General features: G+C 32.9%; 16 protein-coding genes. 3 read left to right on the forward strand and 13 right to left on the reverse strand.

Translation table 11 applies throughout. From position 1 onward, the window contains the following. Positions 1–236 precede the first annotated feature (236 nt). The gene (locus tag N456_RS20220) at positions 237–1,265 is read right to left on the reverse strand and encodes a hypothetical protein (protein WP_062061249.1); all 1,029 of its coding nucleotides are present in this window, start codon (positions 1,263–1,265) and stop codon (positions 237–239) included. A gap of 46 nt (positions 1,266–1,311) precedes the next feature. Next, positions 1,312–1,977 (reverse strand): T9SS type A sorting domain-containing protein, encoded by a 666-nt coding sequence (locus tag N456_RS20225; RefSeq protein ID WP_062061251.1) that lies wholly within the window; start codon positions 1,975–1,977, stop codon positions 1,312–1,314. Between the two features lie 96 nt (positions 1,978–2,073). Between N456_RS20225 and N456_RS20230 the strand changes: the two genes are divergently transcribed. Next, a complete protein-coding gene (locus tag N456_RS20230; protein WP_062061253.1) occupies positions 2,074–3,960 on the forward strand; it encodes an ATP-binding protein in 1,887 nt (628 codons plus the stop codon). Next, on the forward strand, positions 3,947–4,555 hold the full coding sequence (locus tag N456_RS20235) for a response regulator transcription factor (protein WP_062061255.1): 609 nt from the start codon (positions 3,947–3,949) through the stop codon (positions 4,553–4,555). Before N456_RS20230 ends, N456_RS20235 begins: the two co-directional genes overlap by 14 nt. Positions 4,556–5,073: 518 nt before the next feature. Here the strand turns inward: N456_RS20235 and cobN are convergent. The 3 genes from cobN to N456_RS20250 all read right to left on the reverse strand — a co-directional run bounded on the left by cobN (position 5,074) and on the right by N456_RS20250 (position 11,626). Further along, complete coding sequence (gene cobN, locus N456_RS20240; protein WP_062061258.1) at positions 5,074–8,820, reverse strand: cobaltochelatase subunit CobN; 3,747 nt, start codon at positions 8,818–8,820, stop codon at positions 5,074–5,076. Continuing rightward, on the reverse strand, positions 8,811–10,106 hold the full coding sequence (locus N456_RS20245; RefSeq protein ID WP_062061260.1) for a cobyrinic acid a,c-diamide synthase CobB: 1,296 nt from the start codon (positions 10,104–10,106) through the stop codon (positions 8,811–8,813). The genes cobN and N456_RS20245 overlap by 10 nt, the downstream gene beginning before the upstream one ends. A 338-nt stretch (positions 10,107–10,444) precedes the next feature. Beyond that, positions 10,445–11,626: a serine hydrolase domain-containing protein gene (locus N456_RS20250; RefSeq protein ID WP_158447942.1), complete on the reverse strand. Its 1,182-nt coding sequence runs from the start codon at positions 11,624–11,626 to the stop codon at positions 10,445–10,447. A gap of 372 nt (positions 11,627–11,998) precedes the next feature. Between N456_RS20250 and N456_RS20255 the strand changes: the two genes are divergently transcribed. Continuing rightward, positions 11,999–12,340: a hypothetical protein gene (locus N456_RS20255; protein ID WP_062061264.1), complete on the forward strand. Its 342-nt coding sequence runs from the start codon at positions 11,999–12,001 to the stop codon at positions 12,338–12,340. A 167-nt stretch (positions 12,341–12,507) separates the two neighbouring features. Here the strand turns inward: N456_RS20255 and N456_RS20260 are convergent, their stop codons facing one another. From N456_RS20260 to N456_RS20295, 8 genes are all read right to left on the reverse strand, one after another. Beyond that, positions 12,508–15,054 (reverse strand): TonB-dependent receptor, encoded by a 2,547-nt coding sequence (locus N456_RS20260; protein WP_062061268.1) that lies wholly within the window; start codon positions 15,052–15,054, stop codon positions 12,508–12,510. Between the two features lie 411 nt (positions 15,055–15,465). After that, a complete protein-coding gene (pgi, locus tag N456_RS20265; RefSeq protein WP_062061271.1) occupies positions 15,466–17,109 on the reverse strand; it encodes a glucose-6-phosphate isomerase in 1,644 nt (547 codons plus the stop codon). Positions 17,110–17,112: 3 nt separating this feature from the next. Continuing rightward, complete coding sequence (locus N456_RS20270) at positions 17,113–18,375, reverse strand: peptidoglycan DD-metalloendopeptidase family protein (RefSeq protein ID WP_062061273.1); 1,263 nt, start codon at positions 18,373–18,375, stop codon at positions 17,113–17,115. Between the two features lie 12 nt (positions 18,376–18,387). Then, positions 18,388–19,353, reverse strand: a complete 966-nt coding sequence (locus N456_RS20275) for a tryptophan 2,3-dioxygenase family protein (protein WP_062061278.1) — start codon at positions 19,351–19,353, stop codon at positions 18,388–18,390. Then, a complete protein-coding gene (locus N456_RS20280) occupies positions 19,353–20,132 on the reverse strand; it encodes a DUF3108 domain-containing protein (protein WP_062061280.1) in 780 nt (259 codons plus the stop codon). Before N456_RS20280 ends, N456_RS20275 begins: the two co-directional genes overlap by 1 nt. Before the next feature lie 439 nt (positions 20,133–20,571). Beyond that, complete coding sequence (locus N456_RS20285) at positions 20,572–21,564, reverse strand: fumarylacetoacetate hydrolase family protein (protein ID WP_062061283.1); 993 nt, start codon at positions 21,562–21,564, stop codon at positions 20,572–20,574. Positions 21,565–21,753: 189 nt separating this feature from the next. Beyond that, positions 21,754–22,893, reverse strand: coding sequence for a 4-hydroxyphenylpyruvate dioxygenase (gene hppD / locus N456_RS20290; RefSeq protein ID WP_062061286.1), 1,140 nt, complete (start codon positions 22,891–22,893; stop codon positions 21,754–21,756). Positions 22,894–23,165: 272 nt separating this feature from the next. Further along, complete coding sequence (locus N456_RS20295) at positions 23,166–24,323, reverse strand: homogentisate 1,2-dioxygenase (protein WP_062061289.1); 1,158 nt, start codon at positions 24,321–24,323, stop codon at positions 23,166–23,168. Positions 24,324–24,359: the final 36 nt, after the last annotated feature.

Here is a 24,359-nt window from a genome sequence, read left to right on the forward strand (position 1 = left end):
GGTAAAGCGTTTATTTTAGAAGTCTTGTGATCGCGTTCTGAGAACATTGGTTCGTTTGTACTTAAGTAAAGTTCAATTTTATATGCTATACATAGGTAAAAGCCAAGAGGATTACCACTACATTTTGTCGCTATATTTAAAAATTCCGAATAATAGAAAGTAATCTCAAGAGTTTTTTGCTTATATTTAGGAAGAGAATACTTCTCGAAATTAGGAAATTTTCTCTAAAGGAATAATCATCCTTTTTTAGAACTCAATTTTCCTTCTAAATCTTTAATACGTTTTTCCTGCTCAATAGTATATAAAGTAAGTTCCTCTACTTTTTGTAATAAAATATTGGTCATTTCTTTTAGTTGTAACCCTTCTTCTTGTATTTCTTTAGCAGAAGGGACATTGGGTAAATGATGATTTTCTTTAGTAAAAATTTCTACTTCTTCTAGACTTGGCATAGTATAACCTTCCTTTAAGCTAGAAATACCCGTATAATACTTTTCAAAAACGTAATCAGCGGGGATCTCTAGATCCACCAGTATTTCTTTACAGTGTATTTTCCCGTTTACAGTTAATTTATGATCAGGATTTTTAGTTCCTATACCTAAATTTCCATCGATGTTCACTTTGTTTCCATGAATTTCTGTTCCTCCTTCAAAATCTCCAGCATAGTTAAGTATTAATCTGTCATTAGTATAATGCACCATAGCTCTTTGTGATGTATTACTTCCTTTGTCTCTTCCGTCATTTAACCCTAATCTAAAGTCTGAGTTATCCATCAAAATTTGACCCGTTACATGAATATTACCATGTACATCTAACTTTTCACTCGGTTTATCTGTGCCTATACCCATTTTCCCATCTCTTCTTATCCTTATTTCACTACCCCAGAAATCTACAAAGTGCCTATTTAACTTTAGTATTTTAGATTTTTTAATCTTAAAAAATATATCCTGATCAGATGTCATTGTCATTTCGTTATCTCCAGGTCCTATTAACCTTACAGCAGCAAATCCAGGATATCCAGCATATGTATGAATTTTAGCAGGACCAATATGAACTTTGGTTGTAGTTCCAGGATAAGATCCTGTCGTTGGTATACCTCTTACTCTCAAATTTCCATTTATATCCAATGTTTCTGTAGGCTCAGAAGTTCCTATTCCCACATTTGTAGTGGTTCCATTGGTTACAGGCTCAGCTCCATTAGGAGAATACAATTGAGCAAAAGTAGAGGTGCTGGCTAAGATTAGCCCAATGATGATTGAATTTTTCATAGTTGTGTGAGATTTAAATTTATTTCTGATTAATAGGTTATGGTTCTTATTTTTTATAAAATGCTTTGTTAATTACTCCTGATGTTGTTTGTAGCCTTATATAGTATAGGCCTACAGGTAGTTTTGTTACTCGTAGTGTATTATTAGGTATTATTTTTCCTTTGGAACATGGAACTCCCAGTGAGTTAAATATTTTATATCCAAGAATAGATGTATTGGTCTGTATGGTGAGTTCTGTAGTGACAGGATTAGGAAAAATAGTTATCTTATTTCGTAAACTTTTGGGTTTATTACTTTCTTCTGGATAATAATAATTGTTACGAGTTGTAGGTTTTTTGTTAGGAAGCTTTTCTCCATAAAAATCACTAGGTTGATCTTCTGTATTTCCTCCGATCAAGGTACCACGAGATTTTGGTTCTGTTGGTTCATTATTATTTATAATATAAGGTAAAATAGTTATTTTTTTTCCGCTAATGGGTGTTATTGTAATCTTTCCTTGAGTAGTTATTATGCTTGAACTTATTGTGGTCTCAAGTCCATCTTCATGAGTGGTAGTTATTGAGATATTTCCTTTGCAATTTTTCATGCTAATGTTGTCAATAGCTCCGTCAAGGGTATCTCTGCAATCGATTGGATGTGGCTGACTCTGTTGAGGGTATAGATAGAATCCAAATAGAAGTAACCCTATAGAGATTATTATTTTTGATTTCATATTTTAAGATTTGTACCAAAATTGGTATTATTATTACAGTAAATAAATACCATGAATATGGTATTTTTGTTTACCAATAGACTTAAAACCTGATTTTTGAAAAAAATTTACTTATCCTTTATTATTATTAGTTATGTTTTTTATGGCTTTTCTCAAGAAAGAAATGGTGTTAAAAAAGCCTTAAAGCAATATGAATATTATAAGAACATAAACTTAACCAAGGCAAACGAATATATCAGTACAGCTGTTGATTTAAGTAAAGAAGCCCATGACAGCATTAGTTTGTTAAAATCATATCACTTTTTAGGGGATGTCTTATACAAACAACGTAAAATTGATAAGGCAGAACAAGCTATAAATAGTTCTCTTACTTTATCATTGATCAAAAACGAAAAAAAAATCACGGCTTTAAATTACTTATTAAAAGCAAATATCGAACTTAGGAAAAATGACTTTAAACTAAGTTTTGAGTATTTAAACAAAGCTATAGAAATAGCAGAGCAGGAAAATTTTAGAAATATAATTTTTAGACTAAAAGTTACTAAATCTATTCTTTTTAAAAGGACAAAAAATTATGAAAAAGCCTTTTCTATATTACATTCTTCATTAAAGGATATGGATAATGTAGATATAAACATTGCTGCCTCTATTCATAATTCTTTGGCAATTTCTTATTTAAGAAAAAATAAAGATAGCAGTGTTTTTCATTATAAAAAAGCCATCAGACTTTGTAAAAAGACTGAAAATAAGGTGTTAGAACGAAAGGTCTCAAGTAATCTTGCTGATGTTCTTATGACTTTAAAAAAGTTTGATGAGGCTTTTGAGTACTTAAATATAGCAGAAGCTTTGGCTCAGGAAACTTCCGATTACTCGGCATTGCATTTTACCAATACATCTTTAGGGATTTATTATGAGCAGATTAAAGATTATAGTGCTGCGGTAAAAAAATACCTAAAGGCGATTAACGAGTATGGCGAGTACATTGATGATAGCCAAAGGGCACATTCGTATTGGTTACTTTCTGGTGTATTATGGAATAATAAACAGTTTGAAGAGGCATTCGATTATCAAGAAAAATACATTCTTTTAAAAGATAGTTTATTTACCGTAGAAAAAAATGAGACTTTCGAACGGTTACAAACCGAATATGAAGTAAAGAAAAAAAACGATCAAATTAAATTTTTGAAAGAAAGACAATTGTTAAAAGCAAAACAAAGAAAACTTATTTATGGTATTGGGAGTCTAATTTTATCGATGTTGCTTTTTCTTGTTTTTATGTATCGATTTCGGAATAAGTCTCAAAAAATTATTAGAGAACAAGAACAACAACTACACGAAAGAGAAAAAAAACAATTAAAGCAAGATCAAAAGATTAAGCGTATTGAAGGATATGTAGAAGGAGAAGAAAAAGAAAAAAATAGAATTGCCATGGAATTGCACGACGGAATAGGAGGTCAATTGTCAGGGATAAAACATTTCGTTTCTTCATTACCAAAAAACACTGAAACAGCTGTATTACTCAAAAATATTACTTCTGTTTCTAAAGAAGTTCGTTTATTATCTCATAGTTTGAGCTCTAACTATAGTATTCAGCAACCTTTTGATGATTTACTTACCACTTTAAAAGATCGATATAAAAACCATTTTGATATTCAAATTTATCTTTTCCCTGAACAAGAAATCAAAAATTTGGAGGAAAAGAAGAAAGTTTTTTTATACCGTGCGATTCAAGAACTGTTTAATAACATATATAAACATGCAAAAGCTAATGTTGTAAACTTATCTATTACAATATCAGATGAGATTGTCATGATTGTCGAAGACAATGGTATTGGTCTTACTACAAAAAACACAAAAGGTATAGGTTTACAAAACATAAAGGATCGCGTAACCCAAATGAATGGGGAGTTGTTAATAGACTCTACTCTGGGTAAAGGTACAACTATAATCATTAAAATACCGAAAGTAAATGTTACCGATTAACATCATAGTAGTAGATGATCATCATCTTGTTTTAAATGGGCTAAAAGCTTCTTTAGAAAAATACCGCTTTATCAATACTATACATACATTTACTAATGTGAAAAAGGCTATTTCTTTTATATATAAAAATACAATCGATTTAGTTATTACCGACATTTCTATGCCAGAAATTAATGGAATCGAATTTATTAGAAAGATAAAACAACACGATACTACTTTAAAAATACTTGTTATAAGTATGTTTAAACCTTTGCATTATGAAAAAAACTTTTATGACGGTTATCTTTTTAAAGATACTGATATTACAATTATTACAGAAGCAATACAAAAAATTGTTTACGAACAGAAGACCTTTTTTTTTGAAGAAATCTCTAATTTAGAAAAACTAAGTTTTTCTAAATCGATAGTTACCAAAAGAGAAAAAGAAATCATACAATTAATTGCAAAAGAATTTACTGTATCAGAAATTGCAGAACAACTTTTTATTAGTAAACACACGGTAGAAACACATAAAAAAAATATATTTTATAAACTGCAGATAAAAACCAATGTAGGGTTAATCAAAAAAGCATTTCAACTGGGATATATTAGCTAGTATTTCCTTGCAAGTGTTTATATCTATAGTTCAAATTTTAAGTAATAGCTAAACAAAAATACTTTATACTAAAATCCTATATCAGAAAAATTCAACAAGAACTTTACTCTTATTTCTCAAAATCCTTCCTAATATCTCTTTTACTAATTTATCTTTCATTTTCAGATGGATAGACTTTTTGTCACTCTTAATTCAATAAATATAAATATGGGCACTATCATAACTTCTATCAAACCTGAGTTCGACCTAAGTTAAAATATTTAAAAAAGCGTCAATTCGAGTGGTTTTTCAGAATGAAATGAAGAAAAATTGTATCGAGAACAGCTTTTTTAGATAGAAAATCACTATTCTTGATACGATCTTCCTTCGTCAGATCACTCGAATTGAAGTGATTTTCTTACGTCGATCTCAGGTTCTATCAAAATGTATATCCAACCCAAACTCGTAATTTCCTTTTTATAACAAACTATTAACCTTACACACTCTTAACAAATAGATTACGATCTAATTTCTAGCTTCTATTCTACAATTCCTTCCCCTTCTAAATACAGTTCTTCTAACTGTTCTTTGATGTTATCAGATGGATTTGCCCACATACCTCGCTGTATTGCTTCTAGCAATCGTTCGCTCATATCTTTTAATGCCCAAGGATTGTTTTGTTGTATAAACTCTTTATTCTCTGGATTTAGTAAATAGTTTTCGGTAATGCCTTCGTACATAAAATCATCTATGAGATTAGTAGTTGCATCATAGGCAAAGAGATAATCGAGCGTAGCTGCCATTTCAAAGGCTCCTTTATACCCATGCCGTTGCACTCCTGCAATCCACTTAGGATTAATTACCCGTGATCGATATACTTTTAGCAACTCTTCCTTTAATGTTTTTACTTTAGGATTTTCTGGTCTGGAGTGATCTCCAAAATATAGTTCGGCATCGCTTCCTTTTACTGTTTTTACAGCATTTGCGAGTCCTCCATGAAACTGATAGTAATCATCACTATCCAAAATATCATGTTCTCTATTGTCTTGGTTTTGCATTACAATCTGCATCGCTTGTAATCGATACTGAAATGACTCATGTGCAGAAACTCCTTTTTTAGAATTTCCGTACGCATAGCCACTCCAATTGATATATACTTTGGCAAGATCTTCTTGTGTCTGCCAGTTTTTCTCATCGATTACGGCTTGTAACCCCGCTCCATATGCTCCAGGTTTTGATCCAAACACACGATATAAAGCACGTTGTGTTGCTTCTTCTTGTGGTAATCCTTGCTGTTGCCATTGGGATTGTTCTGTCAAAAAACGTTTTCGAATTGGGTTATCTTCTAAAGTTTCATCTAGATTTGCCAACCGAGTAACTACCGCATTAAACAAATTAATCACATCGGGGAATGCATCTCTAAAAAAACCTGAAATTCGTAACGTAACATCTACTCTTGGTCTTCCTAATTGTAGAAGTGGTATCACTTCAAAATCGGTTACTCTACGGTTTGCGTTTTTCCAGATTGGGCGTACTCCCATTAATGCAAATGCTTGTGCAATATCATCTCCTCCTGTACGCATGGTAGAGGTTCCCCATACCGAAATCCCTATGGTTTCTGGGTAGTCTCCGTTTTCTTGTAAATATCGATCAATAATCAATTGTGCACTTTTCTCTCCCAATCGGTATGCCGTTTCGGTAGGGATAGTACGTACATCTACTGAGTAAAAGTTTTTACCTGTTGGTAAGAGGTCTAATCGCCCTCGTGTTGGTGCTCCCGATGGTCCTGAGGGAACATAATACCCATTAAGTCCTTCTAAAAGATTCGTTAACTCTTCTGTGGTTTGCACTACTTTTACTAAGGTATTTGTTTTTATTTGCTGTAACTGCGTTGCTATTCTTGGATAAGACTCTGGCAAGATATCTTCATCCAAATATTTGATAAGCAATGTTTTTGTGATATGTTCTAATTGCGCAACGACTTGTCCTGCTGTTTTGCAAAAAACTCCTTCAATAGTTAATGCTAACGGCTCTGTATATGCAATCTCCAGAATATTTTCTTGTATGCCAAAGTCTTTGGCTAATGCTTGTGTTATTCCTTCTTGATTATATCCTGGTACACGATGCAAAGCTATTAATAGATCGATAAGTTGTTCATCTACTGGAGCTTTTCCAAAAATATGCAATCCATCTCTAATCTGTGCTTCTTTCAACTCACATAGGTATCCATCTAATTTGACTAATAATTCATCTACATCGTCGGAGGCGATCCCTAAGTCTATTGTTAATTTTGTTTCATGTACTAATGTGGCAATTTCTTTTTCTAATACTCTGGATCGTTTTGGATCTAATGATGAAGCCTCATAGTATTCATCTACCAGATGTTCTAATTTCATCAGACTACCATAGGTTTCTGCTCGTGTCATTGGCGGAATCAGATGATCGATAATTACAGCTTGATTACGTCGTTTTGCTTGCGTTCCTTCTCCTGGGTCATTGATGATAAAGGGGTAAAAATGAGGTAATGCACCAAATACAGCTGCAGGAAAACAGGTTTCGGGATCTAGAGATACACTTTTTCCTGGTAACCACTCCAGGTTTCCGTGTTTTCCTAAATGGATTACAGCATCTGCTTTATAGTGCTGTTGTAACCAGAAGTAATATGCCAAATATTGATAGGTTGGTGGTAAATCTGGAGAGTGATAAATTGCTTGTGGATCTTGATTGTATCCTCGCGAGGGTTGGATACTCACAAATATATTTCCTAATAAAAACCCAGATACGATAAATCCTGTACCTGTATAATAAGGGTCTTCTTCTGGTTGTCCCCATTGTGTTGTTACTTTATCTTGCAATTCTTTGGATAATGCTGAGAAACAGGTGTCAAAATCAGAACGGTCATAGATCAATGCATGCGGTCTTGTCATTGTAGTCGATACATCATTTGTGGTTACCTGAGTAATCCAATGCATTAATTCTGTACCACTTTGGGGTAGTTGTTCTCCTACAGTATATCCTTCCGCTTTAAGCGCATCTAATAACCCAATACAGCTTTCGGGGGTATCTAACCCTACTCCATTCGCCAAACGGCTATCTTTATTGGGATAGTTTGGTAAGATAACAGCTACCTTTTTATCTCTATTCTTTTTATATCGTAACAATGTCCATCGCTGGGCTAACTCTGCCATAAACTCACAAGCGGGGAGGTGTGCTTCATATTTTAAGATCGAACTATCGGTAAGTGTATCTTTGGCTATTTCTTTTTTAAAGGAAACAGCACGCCCAATGATTCTACCATCGATTTCTGGCAATGCTATATTCATGGCAATATCTGTGGGTGGTAACCCAAAAAGTCCATCTTGCCACACTTCTTTATTAGCTGTAGAAAATATGGCTTGTAATACAGGTACTTGTAGTTTCTCGAAAATAAAATCAGACCCATCCATTGGTTTGATGGTAAATCCTGTAGTATTAATAATGGCATGAATCTCTCGTGTGCCATTATGAGTCATCAATTGTTCTACTTGCTCTAATAACTTAGGGTCTCTTAAATTGCTTGCAAATACTACAAAAATATTCATACCACGGGCATATAGTGCAGTACTCATTACATGCAAAGGTTCTACATTATCCGAAAGGTAATGGGTACGATATGCTAATATTGCCACAGTAGGTTTAGATATATCTATAGTGGTTTCTATCACTTCTTGGGATATCATCCCTACATCTCTGGTATACAGAAACACATCTTCAATAACTTTTGGGGGAGCTACAGTAAGTTTCTTATCAAAGAAAGTATGTTGTAAATAGTTGAATAGTGCAATTGCATTTTCTTTTCCTCCTGCTTGCAAATATTGCCTGGATTGATGTACTACCTGTATATCAACCGATGATAGTTGCATCAGCTCAAAATCGGGTTCATGTGCTGGTAAAAACAGTATTGTATTCTGCACTTGTTCTTGTAAGTCTACTAATGATTCTACCAAATATTTGTAATATGATAACCCACCTAGCATACTACAAACAATAACTTTAGCTTTACTTAGTACTTCTTCGAGGTAGGTATCTATAGTCAGTTCTTGCTTAAGGTATACCAAATTGGTCATTCGTAAGCTTGGTATGGTATCGCCTTCGGTTTGGTATATCTCTTTATATGCTTCATTAAGGGTATGAATCTCGGTATCTCCTGCACTAAGAAATACAATATCCCCTGGTTGTTGTTCTATATAAAAGATGCCATCATCATTAGGATTCCATCCGCCTGGTATTGTTGCTATTAAATGCATAAGTCTACAGGTTCTTTTAATGCTGCCCAATACAAATGAATGTAACTGGCGTATACGTTTTGATATTGATATATTTTTGTGGTCACTTCTTTTTCTCTTGCCGAAAACACTTGTGCTACGGTTGGTATAGTATCGTCATCCAACACTTTAGAATAATGAAATTCATGCCCCCAAAGTTCTTGAGTATTAAAAACTACTTTTCGATATCCCAAAGATAATTTTTTGTCTTGCATCGACGTACTAAACGGAAATATTCCTGCCATAACATATGCTGTTCCTGTTTCATCAATAATAGTATTTCCGAGATACATCATTCCTCCACATTCGGCTAGTATTTTTACGCCTTGATCTGCAGCTTCTTTTATTTGATTTCTCATTGCCTTATTATTCGATAATGCTTCTACATATAATTCGGGATATCCTCCTGCCAGATAAATACCATCTGCTTCAGGAAGTTTTTGGTCATGAATAGGGCTAAAATAAATAATCTCTGCTATAGCCTCTAGCCATTTTAGATTTTCGAGATAAGTAAATGTAAATGCTTCATCTTTGGCAACAGCTATTCTATATTTTTTTGTTTTTATAGTATCAATAGCACTTTTTGCATGGGTTTTAGGGTACTCCCTGGCATATTCTAATAGTTTTGGTAAGGATATATGTGTTGCAATATGCGTCGCTGCTTTTTCGATACTACTTTCGAAGTCACCTTCGATATGTAACCCTAAGTGACGGGACGGAATAGCAATCTCATCATTTGGCGGAATATATCCTAATGATGGAATCCCAACGGTATCACATGCTTCTTTTAAAAAAGCATAGTGTGATGCTGTTTTTACAAAATTAAAAATAACACCTGCAATCTTAACCTCTGGATCAAAGGTTTTTAATCCATATAAAATCGGAGCGATTGTATATGCCATAGCACTTGCATTGACGACTAGAATCACAGGGATATCTAATATTTTGGCAATTGCTGCTGAGCTTCCCTGATCTTTTACCGCTCCATCAAACAACCCCATTACTCCTTCTACAATACTGATATCTGCTGCCGCACTATACTGCTCAAAAACATCGGTCATATGTTGCTGAGGCATCATAATAGTATCCAAATTAATAGTTGCTTTTCGCGTAGCAGTACTATGGTGTATTGTATCGATATAATCAGGGCCACATTTAAACGATTGTACACTATACCCCTGATTGGAAAACCAGCGGCATATTCCTAAGGTAAGTGTTGTTTTTCCTGAATTACTCCACGGAGCAGCTATTAGAAATGCTTTGGACATATTAAATCGATTATAGATAGTAGATTACTACCCTCTTAGAAAACCGAATCAAAGATAACGCAGCGAATAACATCTAACAACAGTAACGATAAAGTTATTTTTATACTTATTATATACTACCTATAGTACAATCTTCTGTTCTAAAGCAATAGTTCTGATATGAACTTATCTATATGTAAACTTAAAATCAACAACCTCGGAGCAAACCCAATGTCATTGATTAAAAGTTTACTAATAGTGGATTTCAGCGTAGGCTGGAATTCATTATGGAAACAAAAGAATCTTTTGTTTTTTACGGATGCTTACTACGCAAAAAACAGCCTAACCTAATAACATTATTAATTAAATACAGCTGTTTCAACAGCTTTAATCAGATGAAAAAAGAATTTAGCTTTAGATTCATCAGAGAAGAAGGTGCCTGTATTCTGAAATGCAATACAACTAACATCTTCTTCTTGATTATACAACATGATTGTACCAGAGCCTACATGATTGCCCAGATGTCCGTACCAATCTTTGCCTCCTAAATTTAGTTGCATTAATCCAAATCCATATCCTACTACACCTTCTTGTTCTTGTACTTCTTTTGGTGTTGCTATAAAATCTGTCATAGATGCTATATCTTTAACCAGATCACCTTTTACTAAAGCCTTCATAAACAGATTTAGATCATATGCCGATGTTACAACTCCATCTGATCCTCTTAATCCTGAGGTAAGCGCATTCTGAATTTCTGAGATATTCTCAAAATTTCCTGTATTTTCTATATCCCAATAACTATCTACTACTCCAATAGGCACTTGATTTGGGTGTTCTAAGAAATACGTATTTTGTAGTTGTAATGCTTCAAAAATTCGAGTTCTTATTGCATTTATATGATTACCCTCAATTTTATCAATAACCAGAGTTAATAGCGAATAATTAGCATCTGAATAATGATATATTGTTCCTTCTTCAAATAGTGGTGCTTCATCATTTACGTACGCTAATAATTCTTTGATTGTATACTGTTTTGTTGGATTCATAAAAAATCCTTCAAAGAAATCTACTTCAAAAATATCTCGAATTCCTGTTCTGTGTTGTAATAAATTTTTGATGGAAATATCATTTCCGTTAGCAATTCTATCTGTAATAGCTGCATCAAGGTGTTTGGTTAATTTATCATTAATATCAATTTTGTTTTCTTCTACTAATTGCATAATAATCGTTGCGATAAAAGTTTTATAAATACTGGCTGTGTGATTTAGATAAGTAGGATTCATTTTAATCTTATTTTCAAGATTAGCATAGCCAGAAGAACCTATCCATACTCCATCTTCTGGATCAGCAATTAATAGGGTTAGTCCTACACTCTTTTCTTTGGTGTATTCATCAACCAGAGTTTGGTAAACTTTGTTTTTTGGATGTTCTGCATTACAATTCGTTTTATCCGTCAAAGGAGGAGCATCGTCACTAGAACATGAAATACATAGTAAAATGCAAACTCCAACGAGTACTTGTAATAATTTGTTTGTCTTCATTTTGATTTTTTTTGAGTTTATTATTTGCAGCAAATAAACCTCATCATTAATCGACATACAATCAGGAAAATGTATTAAAAAAGGAGAGAAAACAAGATATCATACAAAAGTATGAGACTCTTTAAAACATTGATAACAAAACAAATATATTAACAAACAAGACGGATGAATTAATTGTTGCTCTAGCGTAGGCTCACTACTGTCCGGAATATTTTTGCTTGTTGCTTTTTATTGTCGGTGTTTATTGGTAAAGTCTAAGAATCAATTGGCACAGCTTGTTTCTGAGATTAAAAAGAGTGCCATTAATCAGGATGATGTTCGGGTATTTATAGAGGCTTCGCAACGCGAAATCAAAAAACAATTGCTGATAAGATGGATATTATCGATGATGCAATAGAATCTTTTGCTGAGGATACCGAAAATGCAGAATTGTTATCAAAATCTAGCAATACGCCCTCAGATTATTTTAGACTACCGAATGAGGATTTTGAAATAAAAGTGCTGAATATAATTAAATTATCAGAAGAAACATTACCTCAGATGGATGGATATGGAATGACCCAAGAAGAAATTGAGGATGTAAAAATCTTAACAAATACTTTTTTGGAAAAAAGACAAAAACCAAGAGCTTTTTGGGTGGCATCTAAAGTAGCAACCTTAAGTCTTGATGAACAGTTTAGAGAAGCTACTCAAATCTTAAAACGATTAGATTGATTAATGAAACGTTTTAAATCATCTTACCCTTCGTTTTATAAAGGGTATATCTCCTCGAGATTGGTGATTGATAAATAGGTTATATTGAATAGCATAAAAAAAGAACCCCCATCCGATTATCGAATGAGGGGTTTTTAAATATAGTGTTGTATTGTTTTTTTGGTTGATTAGAAGTTGTAACGTAAGCTTACATTCCAAGTTCTGCCATAACCAAAACGACCATTGTTAGAAGTATTAACTCCTTTATAGTTTTCTTTAGGATCTGAGGAAACTTGAGTATTTCCAAAAACAGATTCTAAATATACTTCATCAAATACATTATTTAGATTAAAACGGAATTGGATTGAATTTTTATCTTCCTTACCGACTAATACTTTATATGATAAACCAGTATCTACAGTGTTGTAAGAAGGTAACGCTAAAGGATTTTTTGACAATGATCCTTGAGAATAAAGATCGTTATACCAATTCCAGTTAGCATCTACTACAAGTCTTGGTACAATTGTATATCTTGATCCTATACCAGCAGTAACCTGAGAGGCTCCACCAACTTTAAAACCATCAATTTTAATTTCTTCTTCTCCTCCTTTTTGAGATCCATTTCCATCAAAAGTTCTTTGCTTAGCATTTCCATCATATACCCAATCTCCAAGAGATATGAAACCATCTAATCTTAAGTTTTGCAGAGGACGTGTCATTATTTCTAATTCAATACCTTGATGAACTTGTTTTACTCCCTGTGTTTGGTATGATTCATATGCTATTGTTTCTTGACTTTCTCCATTATTATCAAGAATAGTTCTATTGGCCCATGTGGTATGATATGCATTTAAATTTACAGAAATAATATCTCCTTTAAACTGGTATCCTGCTTCTAGGCCAGTAATAGTTTGGTTATCTACTGCTGGTTTAATTAAATCTACGGATTCTCTAATGTTATCAAATAAGTCGTCATGAAATGGTTGACGAGAATAGTGCCCAACGTTTGCAAATACTTTATGACCTTCATAAACTTTGTATGCAACTCCACCTTTTACATTATATCCAATATTAGAAACTTTTTCAGATTTTGTTTCTTTATCATAATTAAAAGAATCTGTTACTTGATGATCTTGATTAGATATAGATCCTTGGAAGAAGGCTGATAATGCTTCATTAGAGTATTCTAATTGACCAAATGCTCCATAATATGTAATTATTTCTTCATAATCATATCCGAATCGTTGATTATGTTCTGTATTTGGTTTAAATACCATATCCCATGGACTAATACCTCCATAAGAGTTTGTAAGTGAATATTCACCTAATAAAGTGTTTTTTGTATCTACAGAATTAACACCTATGAACTCAGTTACACCTCTAAAGTGAATTCCATTATATGATCTTACATCAGCACCAAGATTAAATTCTAAATTTTCGGTTAATTTACTGTTGAAATTAGAGATAAGGCCATACCAGTTATGATTATTATAAGAACCTCTTGCATAAGTAATCTCTTTTGTTTTTTTATCAGTTCTTGTGGATGCAAAAGCTCCTCTTCCTAATGACCCATATAGTACCGTAGATAACGAAGAATTATCACCAATAGTCCAGTCCCAACTTAAGTTAGATACAGGTTTATGATATATATTTCTACCTCCTGGATATACATCACCTGAAATGTTGTTTTTACTGCTTGAGTTATTAAAATTCCAAGAATTATACTTTCTTCCATTCTCTAAAAACTCACTAATTTTTCCTCTTCCTGGTGCTGCATGCCATTGTGGTGCACCAGTTATCAAAAAGTTTAAAGAATGATTCTCATTAGGCTGATATCCTACAGATAAAAAATAAGTTTGCCCTTGTCCATGAGTGTAATTAACATAACCATCTCCTTGCCAGTGACCAAATAAAGCAGAAAAAGACCATCCTTTTTCATTTACCCCTGTTGAATAATATGCTGTTGATTTTGTATAATCGTCATTACCAATCATTTGTTGAACAAAACCACCTTCTTTACTGTCAATAGTTTTAGTAACAATATTTACGGTACCTCCAACAGAAGATATAGCTAATTTAGAAGACCCTAAACCTCTCTGTACTTGAATAGCATTGGCTACATCTAAAACTCCAGACCAGTTAGACCAGTACATTTTACCATCTTCCATACCATTGATAGGTTGACCATTTAATAAAAATGCTGTATTTGTTTGATCAAAACCTCTTAAATACATGCTACCGTCTCCAAAACCACCACCTTTAATATTTTGTACAGAAGGAGTAGATTTTAAAACTTCAGGTAAATCAAAATTACCTGTTTTTTCTTGAATTTCTCTTGCTTTAATTGTAGAAACAGCAACAGGTGTTTTTCTATCTTCAGCTAAATCAATAATTCCTGAACCAACTACGATAATCTCTTCCAGAGAATTATCAAGACCTAAACTGATTGTTCCAAGATCTTGGTTTCCGTTAGTTACATCGTAAGCGATATCTTTAGATCCAAATCCTACATAAGAAACATTGATTGTTCCTGTAGAACTTTCTACTTTGATAGAAAATTTACCATCAAAATCGGATGACGTACCGTTAGAAGTTCCCACTTCAATAATGTTTGCTCCCGGTAGTGGAGCATTTGATTCGGTATCAAATACCGTTCCTGTAACGACCCCTTGTGCATACGTTTCCCCAACGACTGCCATAAGGATTACAACAAATAAAAATGTAATCTTTTTCATGAGTGTGTTTTAATTGTTTTTAATTTTCTCAGACAACTTTTAACGAGTAAAATAATAACACTGTGCGAATACTAAGTGTTCCCTAATTATTTAAATCGTATCTAGCCTTAACTATTAATTGATAGTATTCATATTTCTCACAAAAGAACAAATCTTTATGCATGCATAGTTTATCATAACGTTAAATTATTTGGATAATTTCGTTACGATATAAAGTTGTAAATATTATTTAAGAGTTTGTTTTTTAGGTATTTAGTATTGATTTAACAATGTTAACCTAAGATGAGCTAAATTAAAAATAAATTAGTTGTTGCAACAATACGATAAAAAAAGTGTTTCGAAGCTAAAAACATATATGTTTAATGGGATAAACTTAATGTAATACTTCGTGTAATTGATGAATCAAATACATTATTTGTTTCTTAGATAGTGATGTAAAAGTGTAGTTGTAGATGCATCATGATTTCCTATTTGATCAGTATCAATTTCTGATAAAATGGCTGTTGCTAATTGCTTACCTAGTTCTACTCCCCATTGATCATAACTAAATATATTCCATATGATCCCCTGAACAAAAATACGGTGTTCATACATTGCGATTAATGCACCTAAGTTTCTAGGAGTGAGTTTATCAATTAAAATGGTTGTAGTGGGTTTATTGCCTATAAAAGTTTTAAAGGAAGCTAGTTTTTGTTGTTGTTCTTCAGAACTGGTACTGGAAGTTAATTCACCAAGGGCTTCATTTTTAGTTTTACCATTCATTAATGCCTCAGTCTGAGCAAAAAAGTTAGCCATTAGTTTGTTTTGATGATCTTGGTCGCCAAATAATGAGTTTTTGAATCCAATAAATTCTGTAGGAATCAATTTTGTACCTTGATGAATCAGTTGAAAAAATGCGTGTTGCGCATTGGTTCCGGGTTCCCCCCAAATAATGGTACCTGTTTGGTAATCGATAGGGTCTCCATTGCGATCGATACTTTTTCCATTACTTTCCATAATACCTTGTTGTAGATAAGCTGGTAATCTATGTAGATACTGAGAATAAGGGATGATAGCTTCGCTTTCTACTTCAAAAAAGTTGTTGTACCATATACTAAGCAATCCTAGTAGTACAGGGATATTTTCTTCGAAAGAGGTGTTTTTAAAATGTTCATCCATTTCGTATGCTCCAGTTAATAATGCATCATAATTTTTATAGCCTATGGATAGACTTATAGATAACCCTACAGCACTCCATAACGAAAAACGACCGCCTACCCAGTCCCATAATGGAAAAATATTGTCTTCTGCAATCCCAAATTCAGTAACATTAGAGATAGTACTTGATACAGCTACAAAGTGTTTGCTTACGGCATCTTGTGGTGCGTGTTGGGTAAACCAGTTTCTGGCTGTAGTAGCATTAGATATGGTTTCTTGAGTAGAAAAGGTTTTAGAGACAACTACAAATAAGGTTGTTTCTGGGTTTAACTCCTTTAAATTTTGATGTATATGATCTCCATCTACATTAGAGATAAAATGTAATGTAAGATGATTTTTATAATACGCTAAAGATTCTGTAATCATTGCAGGACCAAGATCAGAGCCTCCTATACCAATATTTACAATATCAGTAAAAGTTTTACCTGTGTATCCTGTAAGCGCTCCAGAAATAACCTGATTGCTAAACGATTTTATCTTTTCTTTTACACTAGTAATTTCTGGGATTATATCTTTATCATCAACAGTGATATGACATGACTCTGGGGCTCTAAGGGCTGTATGTAAAACGGCTCTATTCTCAGTTTCATTAATAAAGCTTCCTTCAAAATAATGTTGTATAGCCTGATCGAGTTTAGTCTCTTTGGCTAAGTCAAGTAACAATTTTTTGGTGGTTTGATCAATTCTATTTTTAGAGTAATCTATATAAAAATCATTCCATTCGGTAGAAAAGATAGTAGCACGGTCAGGATGTTGTGTAAAAAGGTCTTTGAGATGTGTATCTTTTATCGTTTTATAATGAGACTTTAATGCTTCCCAAGCTGTGGTGGTGGTGGGGTTGATAGTTGGTAATATCATGATTTATAAGATTTCCTGCGGTTTTAGCGGTTTAAATGGAATGCTATCTAATTCGGCTTTTATAGGTTCAATATACTTATAAAATGCTGGTTTAAGGCTATCAGAAAGAGGTTTTGAAGAAGGAAGATCTTGTTTAAAAGGATCGACTTCTTTTCCATTTTTCCAGAATCGGTAACATACATGAGGACCTCCGGTATTCCCTGTCATACCGATATATCCTATAACGTCTCCTTGTTTTACAAACTGTCCTACTTTTACAGCTTGCTTGCTCATGTGTAGATATTGGGTGTCATATGTAGCGTTATGCCTTATTTTTACATATTTACCATTACCTCCTCTACGTTCGGACTTGGTTACAATCCCATCAGAAGTAGCTAGTATAGGAGTACCTATTGGAGCAGCAAAATCAGTTCCTCTGTGAGGTCTTACTTTATTGCCATAGTATTTGATTCTGCGTTTAAGGTTATATCGTGAAGAGATTCTACTAAATTTTACAGGGGCCGTAAGAAATGCTCTGCGCAAATTATTAGCTTCTTCATCAAAATAGTCAGAGGAGTTGTGTATAGAGTCATCCATAAATCGATATGCATACATGGGTTTACTACGATGCTCAAAATAGGATGCTTTGATCTGATCGATTCCTGCAGGAATAGTATCGTCAATAAATTTTTCGGTATAAATGACTTTAAATCGATCTCCTGATTGTAATCTGGTAAAATCTATAGTCCATGCGTAGATATCTGCCATATTGTAGGCTACTAGGAAGTTAAGATCCATGTCATCAAATGTTTGCATTAAACTACTTGTAATGATTCCAGAAGCTTTTTTTTCTACTAATGTTATAGGTTTTTTATTTTTTGTAGCGATAATACTATCTCTAAAATCAATTACAGTGTAATCAATTTTATTATTTTGATATACAAATACTTGTGCTTTTTCTGTAGTGTCTTTGGACTTAAGAAGAGTATAAGGTTTTCCTGCCTGAATTTTTGCGACATTAAATGTGTCTTTAATCGTATTCGTAATTTCAAAAACCTTAGTTCTACTAATACCATGTGTATCCATAATAGCTCCAAAGCTATCTCCAGGTCTTATCGTATCTTTAACAACATTAAAATCATTCAGGACATAGCCAAATTCTGTAATGATGGGAGGGGCTTTTTCTTCTTTACTAATCTTAGAAACATTAACTATTGTTTCTTTCTTTTTTTTCTGACATGATAATATTACTACCGAGATAAGTAGTGCGTAACTTATTTGCTTCAACTGATGACAATTTTATTTTCTGGCATTAAATTGATGAGTAACCCATTGCTGACCCCAGTTTTCTTTTTCCTCTTCACTCCAAAGATCAGGGAAGAACATAATTCTTTGAAAACTAGGAGGTAGAAAACTTTTCCAGTTTGTTCCTCCTGTAGCCAGAATTTCACCTTTCTCTTTATTGAGATACCTGTAAGCGGCACCCATATGCATTAATAACCAATTAATATTCACATTAGTGTCAAAAGTACGTAATGCTTCGATAAGGTGCACATTATTTCGTTCTTTTTCTGGTAGTTCATGATATTTATGAAGAATAGTGCTCTGTTGTACTTGATGGGCTATACGCATCATCCGTGGAGTATATCGGTATTCAAACTGTTTAAGAGTGAGTGTTTTTTCGCCGGTTTCTTGATCAGTAGCGCCTGATTTCCAATATAAATGTTCAAATACTTCTTCTAAAGGATCTTTTTCAGAAAACAGCTCTCTTTCTTTGGTATTTGTAAGGTTTACTAATGGTGTTGAGTAAATCTCGATTAATCTAAATTGTACTGATTGAAAGCCACTGGCAGGTAATAAAGACATTCTATATTTAAGAAACTGTTCTTTGTCCATGCCTCTAATCATAACATCAAAAGAATTAATCAAAACTCTAAAGTAGCGATTTACTCTATCAATTTTGTTTGTAAAGAACTCCGCATTTTGTAATTTATCATCAATAATTTGCTTTAATTCATGTATGATGAGTTTAAAATAAAGTTCGGTAATTTGATGGTATGTAATAAAGATCTCTTCATCAGGAAAATGAGTTCTGGGTATTTGTAGGCTTAATAAGGTGTCTAGATGGATATAATCCCAATAGGTTAGATATCGATCATGTAGCAAACCGTCTAAATATGACCCTAAGTCTTGCCCAGAATTCTTGAATTTTTTTTCTAATTGTTTTATTTTTTCTGCGATCTCTGGTTTTATAGACTCATTCATTAATCTACTACTATTTTAAATGGATGTTTAAGTCCTTTAAAGGCATCTAAATCTGCTTTTATTGAACCTACTACTATATCTGCTTTTATTCTTACAGGCATACGATTATCATCATCACTGACCCATACAGTCATACTTTCTTCTTCTTTAAAAACCCTATCTGCCTGAACGTAAGGTCTAAATTTTAGACAAGCAATTTTACCCATTTTAGTTTTAATAATCTCACGCCCTAAGAATTTTAGTTTAAAACGATAACTTTCATTATCAAAAAACATATTTACAAATTGTTCATCTCCTTTTTTTAATGAGGATGTTTTAATATTATTACGCAGGTGATAGAAAGATGACATCATATCCTGCACATCAGGTTTGATAGGGAAAGATTCTTTTGTGTTATGTTTTTTATTAAAAACCAAAGCTTCATTATTCTGGTGATTAAAGTTGATTTCTATGTCTTTGGTATGCCCTCCTTCATTTATTTTTCGGATAAACTTATAAGGTTTTACGGTGTTTTTGTCGATATAAGTTTCATAATAATCTTCTACCTTAAAAAACATGCTTAAAAACCCAGAAGATTTACCTGTACCTATAACATGATGCACAGGTTTACCATTTAATTGCTCATCTTTAATTTCAAGAGTAGCATAACTGGCTGTAAAAAGACCATAATGAATTCTAAATTTAAACCACTCACCAGAATCAAATGCTTTATGATTTTCTTGTGCTAAAACAGGAACTGAGCTTATTACCAAAAGCAGTATTATAATATACTTTTTCATAGTTTAGGGCATTGTTATTATTTGATATACATTGTTAATTTGTTTATGTAATTACAATATCCATTCCAAAAATACTATTTAATATAAAGACATAAAAACGAATACTGTTATCAAATTTTAAAATATAAACAAAAAAGAGAGCCACCACAGCTCTCTTTTTTACTTTTATTAACCAACTAAAAACTTAAATTATGAGAATAATTATTGTTTTAGACATAAATGGTAACCACTCCATTTATATGTGCAAAAATGAACTTTTTTTAAGTAATTATCAAACGAAAACGTTTTTTTATTAATGATTTTAACAAAAATTTATGTGATTTGCTTAAAAAATTACATTTTTCTCAAAATTTAACAAAAAACACTTTAGCTAGAAAAATGAATAAACAATTATAAAATATGATATTTGATAGAACTATCTTATAGAGGCAGATCATGTTTAGTTAATAGGGTTGTATTGTTTTACAGTCTGGTCTATTTTTCCGAAAATAGATTCTCCTTGATTGTTTTTCATTTCGATTTCAATACGATCTCCAAACTTCATAAAAGGAGTAGTAGCTTTGCCGTTTTTTATAATTTCTAGACATCTTACTTCTGCTAAGCAGCTAGATCCATCAGGACTTCCTTGGTTTGCAACTGTTCCGGATCCTATTACTGTCCCAGCCATTAGGGCTCTTGATTTTGCAGCATGAGCAATTAATTGTCCAAAATCAAATGTCATATCTACCCCAGCGTTAGGAGATCCTATAATCTCTGAATTTAAAGTAGAGATTAGGGGTAAATGAACTTTGGCAGTATTCCATGAATCACCTAATTCATCTGGTGTAACTACTACAGGAGAAAATGTAGTCCATGGTTTTGATTGATAAAAACCAAATTGTTTGGATAGCTCATTAGGGATTAGATTTCTTAATGAGACATCATTAATAAGTGCTATAAGCTTAATATGTTTGCGAGCATTCTGTGCATTTATTCCGGCAGGAACATCGTCTGTTAATACAGCTACTTCGGATTCAAAATCAATTCCCCATTCTTCTTTCTCAATTTTGATATCGTCATTTGCTCCAATAAAAGCATCAGAAGCTCCCATGTACATTAATGGATCTGTCCAGAATGTCTGTGGTAACTCTGCATTTCTGGCTTTTCGTACCAATTCTACATGTGTAACATAAGCACTCCCATCTGCCCAGTGATATGCTCTAGGAATTGCTGCCATTGTTTCGGAGGTGTTAAAATCAAAAGTATTTATTGCTGAGTTGTTTTGTAATTGGTCGTATACTTTTTCTAGTTTAGGAGAAATTTTATCCCAGTTATCCAAAGCTTCTTGCATCGTCATAGCAATTTCGGGTACTTTTATAGCTTTAGTTAGATCTTTACTTACGACAACTAACTGCCCATCTCTGGTATTGTTTTTTAATGTTGCTAATTTCATGTTATATGTTTTCTAAGAAGTGTTATAAACAGTAGTGTATAGTTATATCTTCTTTTAGATTATTTTTCAAGAGTACGCACTCGTTTTGTATGCCAATTAGATTGTCTATATACTAATTGGCGTACAAAAGAGGTTAAGAAAGTAATTAGGTTTACTTTCTTAACGAATATATCATTTAGAATGTTTTTTTTATAAAGTACCTCTCTGCTCTTGTTCTCTTTCGATAGCTTCGAATAATGCTTTAAAATTACCTTTACCGAAAGATTGGGCTCCTTTACGTTGTATAATTTCAAAAAACATAGTAGGGCGATCTAGAACAGGTTTAGTGAAAATCTGAAGAAGATATCCTTCATCATCTCTATCGATTAGGATCCCTAATTCTTTAAGAGGGGCAAGATCTTCATCTATTTCACCTACTCTATCTAGGACAGTTTCATAATAACTAGCAGGTACAGTAAGAAACTCTACTCCTCTGTTTTGAAGATCAGAAACGGTCTCAATAATATTATCTGTAGCTAATGCCATGTGTTGTACTCCTGCACCATTATAGAAATCAATATATTCTTCGATTTGAGATTTTTTTCTTCCTTCTGCAGGTTCATTTATAGGAAATTTAATACGTCCATTTCCATTACTCATTACCTTACTCATTAAGGCTGTGTATTCTGTAGAAATATCTTTGTCATCAAAAGATACTAGTTGTGCAAATCCCATTACTTTGGCATAAAACTCACACCATTTATTCATTTCATTCCATCCTACATTACCTACCATATGATCGATAAATTTTAATCCAGTAGTTTCTGTTTTGTATACTTTGTCTATTGGCATATATCCAGGTAAGAATACTCCAGTATAATTTTTTCGTTCTACAAAAATATGAACTGTTTCTCCATAGGTATGTATTCCTGAAAATATGACACTACCATTTTCATCTTGTTCTACCATAGGTTTCAAATAAGATTTGGCACCTCTTTTTATCGTTTCGTCATAGCTTTTGGTGGCATCATCTACCCATAGAGCTACTACTTTTACTCCATCACCATGTGCATTGATGTGCTTGTTAATATCTCCATCTGGTTGCAAGGGTGATGTAAGTACTAAGCGTATTTTATCTTGTTGTAGTACATAGGATACACTGTCTTTTCTTCCTGTTTCTAATCCTGCGTAAGCAACTAGTTGAAAACCCCATGCGGTTTGGTAGTAATACGCAGATTGCTTAGCATTACCGACATAAAGTTCTACATAATCGGTTCCTAATAGGGGTAAGAAATCTTCTGCTTGAGGAACTACTTTTTCTAAATTTTGAGAGGATGTATTAGTTGACATAATTGTTTCTGTTTTAATACTAGTTTAATGAAAAAAATGTTAAAATGACATTCTTTGTAAAGAATGATAAATAATTCTCAGAATACATTACCACATGGCTCTTAGATGTGCTGTAATATCTTTTCTGTAATTTAGCATAAGTGTAAAATGTTTCTTTTAAAAAATGTTTCTCATTTCACCCCTCCTAGAGGGACTAATTCTCCTAAACTTGTCTCGAAAACAAAATGTGTTTTCGTAAGCATACTTCGTAAACTTGCTCAGAAGTTGTTGATTTATTCTAACCAAGACTTATGATAGTCTTCATCGGCTATTTTCATAGCTTCTTCGGTAATCATAAGAGGTTTGAATGTGTCAACCATAACAGCTAATTCATCTGTTTTAGTTTTTCCAATACTTCGTTCTGCAGCTCCTGGGTGCGGTCCATGAGGGATGCCGGCAGGGTGTAAGGATATATGACCTGCATCAATATCATTTCTACTCATAAAATCGCCATCCACATAATATAGTACTTCATCACTATCGATATTACTATGGTTATATGGTGCAGGTATACTATCTGGATGATAATCATATAATCTGGGGACAAATGAGCAAATCACAAAAGCATCTGTCTCAAATGTTTGATGAACTGGTGGTGGCTGATGTATTCTACCAGTGATGGGCTCAAAATCATGTATTGAAAACGCATATGGGAAATTAAAACCATCATATCCTACAACATCAAATGGATGTGTAGCGTAGATCATATCAAAGATTTCATCTTGTTTTTTTACTTTAATCAAAAAGTCTCCTTTTTCATCATTAGTTTCTAATTCATATGGAGTTCTAAGATCACGTTCACAATATGGAGAATGCTCTAATAGTTGTCCAAACCAATTACGATATCTTTTTGGTGTATAGATTGGTCTTCTTGATTCTACAATAAATAAGCGATTATCGGTTGTATCAAAATCAAGTTTGTAAATAGTTCCTCTTGGGATTACAATATAATCACCATATTTAAAATCGAGATTTCCTAAGTGACTGCGAAATTTTCCAGTACCACGATGTATAAAGAGTAATTCGTCTGCATCGGTGTTTTTATAAAAGTACTGATTAGTAGATTCTTGAGGTGCTGATAATATAATATTTACATCACTATTAGTGAGCACATTTTTTCTACTTTGTAAATAATCTTTTTCCTGATTAACTTTAAAACCATGAAGCCTGTATGACTTGATGTTGTTTTTAATAGCCACTTTTGGAGCTACACTGTAGCTTCCTTTAATTTCTTTTACTTGTGTAGGTCTCTGACAATGATATAGATTAGTAGACATTCCGTCAAAACCTATTGTTCCGAATAATTGTTCATAATATAGACTACCATCAGGTTTTTTGAAGATAGTATGACGTTTAGGAGGGATTTTTCCTAGAGTATGATAAAAAGGCATGCTATTATAAATTTAAGATATTAACTACTTTTTTTG

Source organism: Aquimarina longa SW024 (assembly GCF_001401755.1).
GTDB lineage: Bacteria > Bacteroidota > Bacteroidia > Flavobacteriales > Flavobacteriaceae > Aquimarina > Aquimarina longa.

Coding starts and splice junctions, on each gene's coding strand:
- N456_RS20220 (WP_062061249.1), bottom strand. CDS start 1,265: ATGAAAAATTCAATCATCATTGGGCTAATCTTAGCCAGCACCTCTACT.
- N456_RS20225 (WP_062061251.1), bottom strand. CDS start 1,977: ATGAAATCAAAAATAATAATCTCTATAGGGTTACTTCTATTTGGATTC.
- N456_RS20235 (WP_062061255.1), top strand. CDS start 3,947: ATGTTACCGATTAACATCATAGTAGTAGATGATCATCATCTTGTTTTA.
- cobN (WP_062061258.1), bottom strand. CDS start 8,820: ATGCATTTAATAGCAACAATACCAGGCGGATGGAATCCTAATGATGAT.
- N456_RS20245 (WP_062061260.1), bottom strand. CDS start 10,106: ATGTCCAAAGCATTTCTAATAGCTGCTCCGTGGAGTAATTCAGGAAAA.
- N456_RS20250 (WP_158447942.1), bottom strand. CDS start 11,626: ATGAAGACAAACAAATTATTACAAGTACTCGTTGGAGTTTGCATTTTA.
- N456_RS20255 (WP_062061264.1), top strand. CDS start 11,999: ATGGATATTATCGATGATGCAATAGAATCTTTTGCTGAGGATACCGAA.
- N456_RS20260 (WP_062061268.1), bottom strand. CDS start 15,054: ATGAAAAAGATTACATTTTTATTTGTTGTAATCCTTATGGCAGTCGTT.
- pgi (WP_062061271.1), bottom strand. CDS start 17,109: ATGATATTACCAACTATCAACCCCACCACCACCACAGCTTGGGAAGCA.
- N456_RS20275 (WP_062061278.1), bottom strand. CDS start 19,353: ATGAATGAGTCTATAAAACCAGAGATCGCAGAAAAAATAAAACAATTA.
- N456_RS20280 (WP_062061280.1), bottom strand. CDS start 20,132: ATGAAAAAGTATATTATAATACTGCTTTTGGTAATAAGCTCAGTTCCT.
- N456_RS20285 (WP_062061283.1), bottom strand. CDS start 21,564: ATGAAATTAGCAACATTAAAAAACAATACCAGAGATGGGCAGTTAGTT.
- hppD (WP_062061286.1), bottom strand. CDS start 22,893: ATGTCAACTAATACATCCTCTCAAAATTTAGAAAAAGTAGTTCCTCAA.
- N456_RS20295 (WP_062061289.1), bottom strand. CDS start 24,323: ATGCCTTTTTATCATACTCTAGGAAAAATCCCTCCTAAACGTCATACT.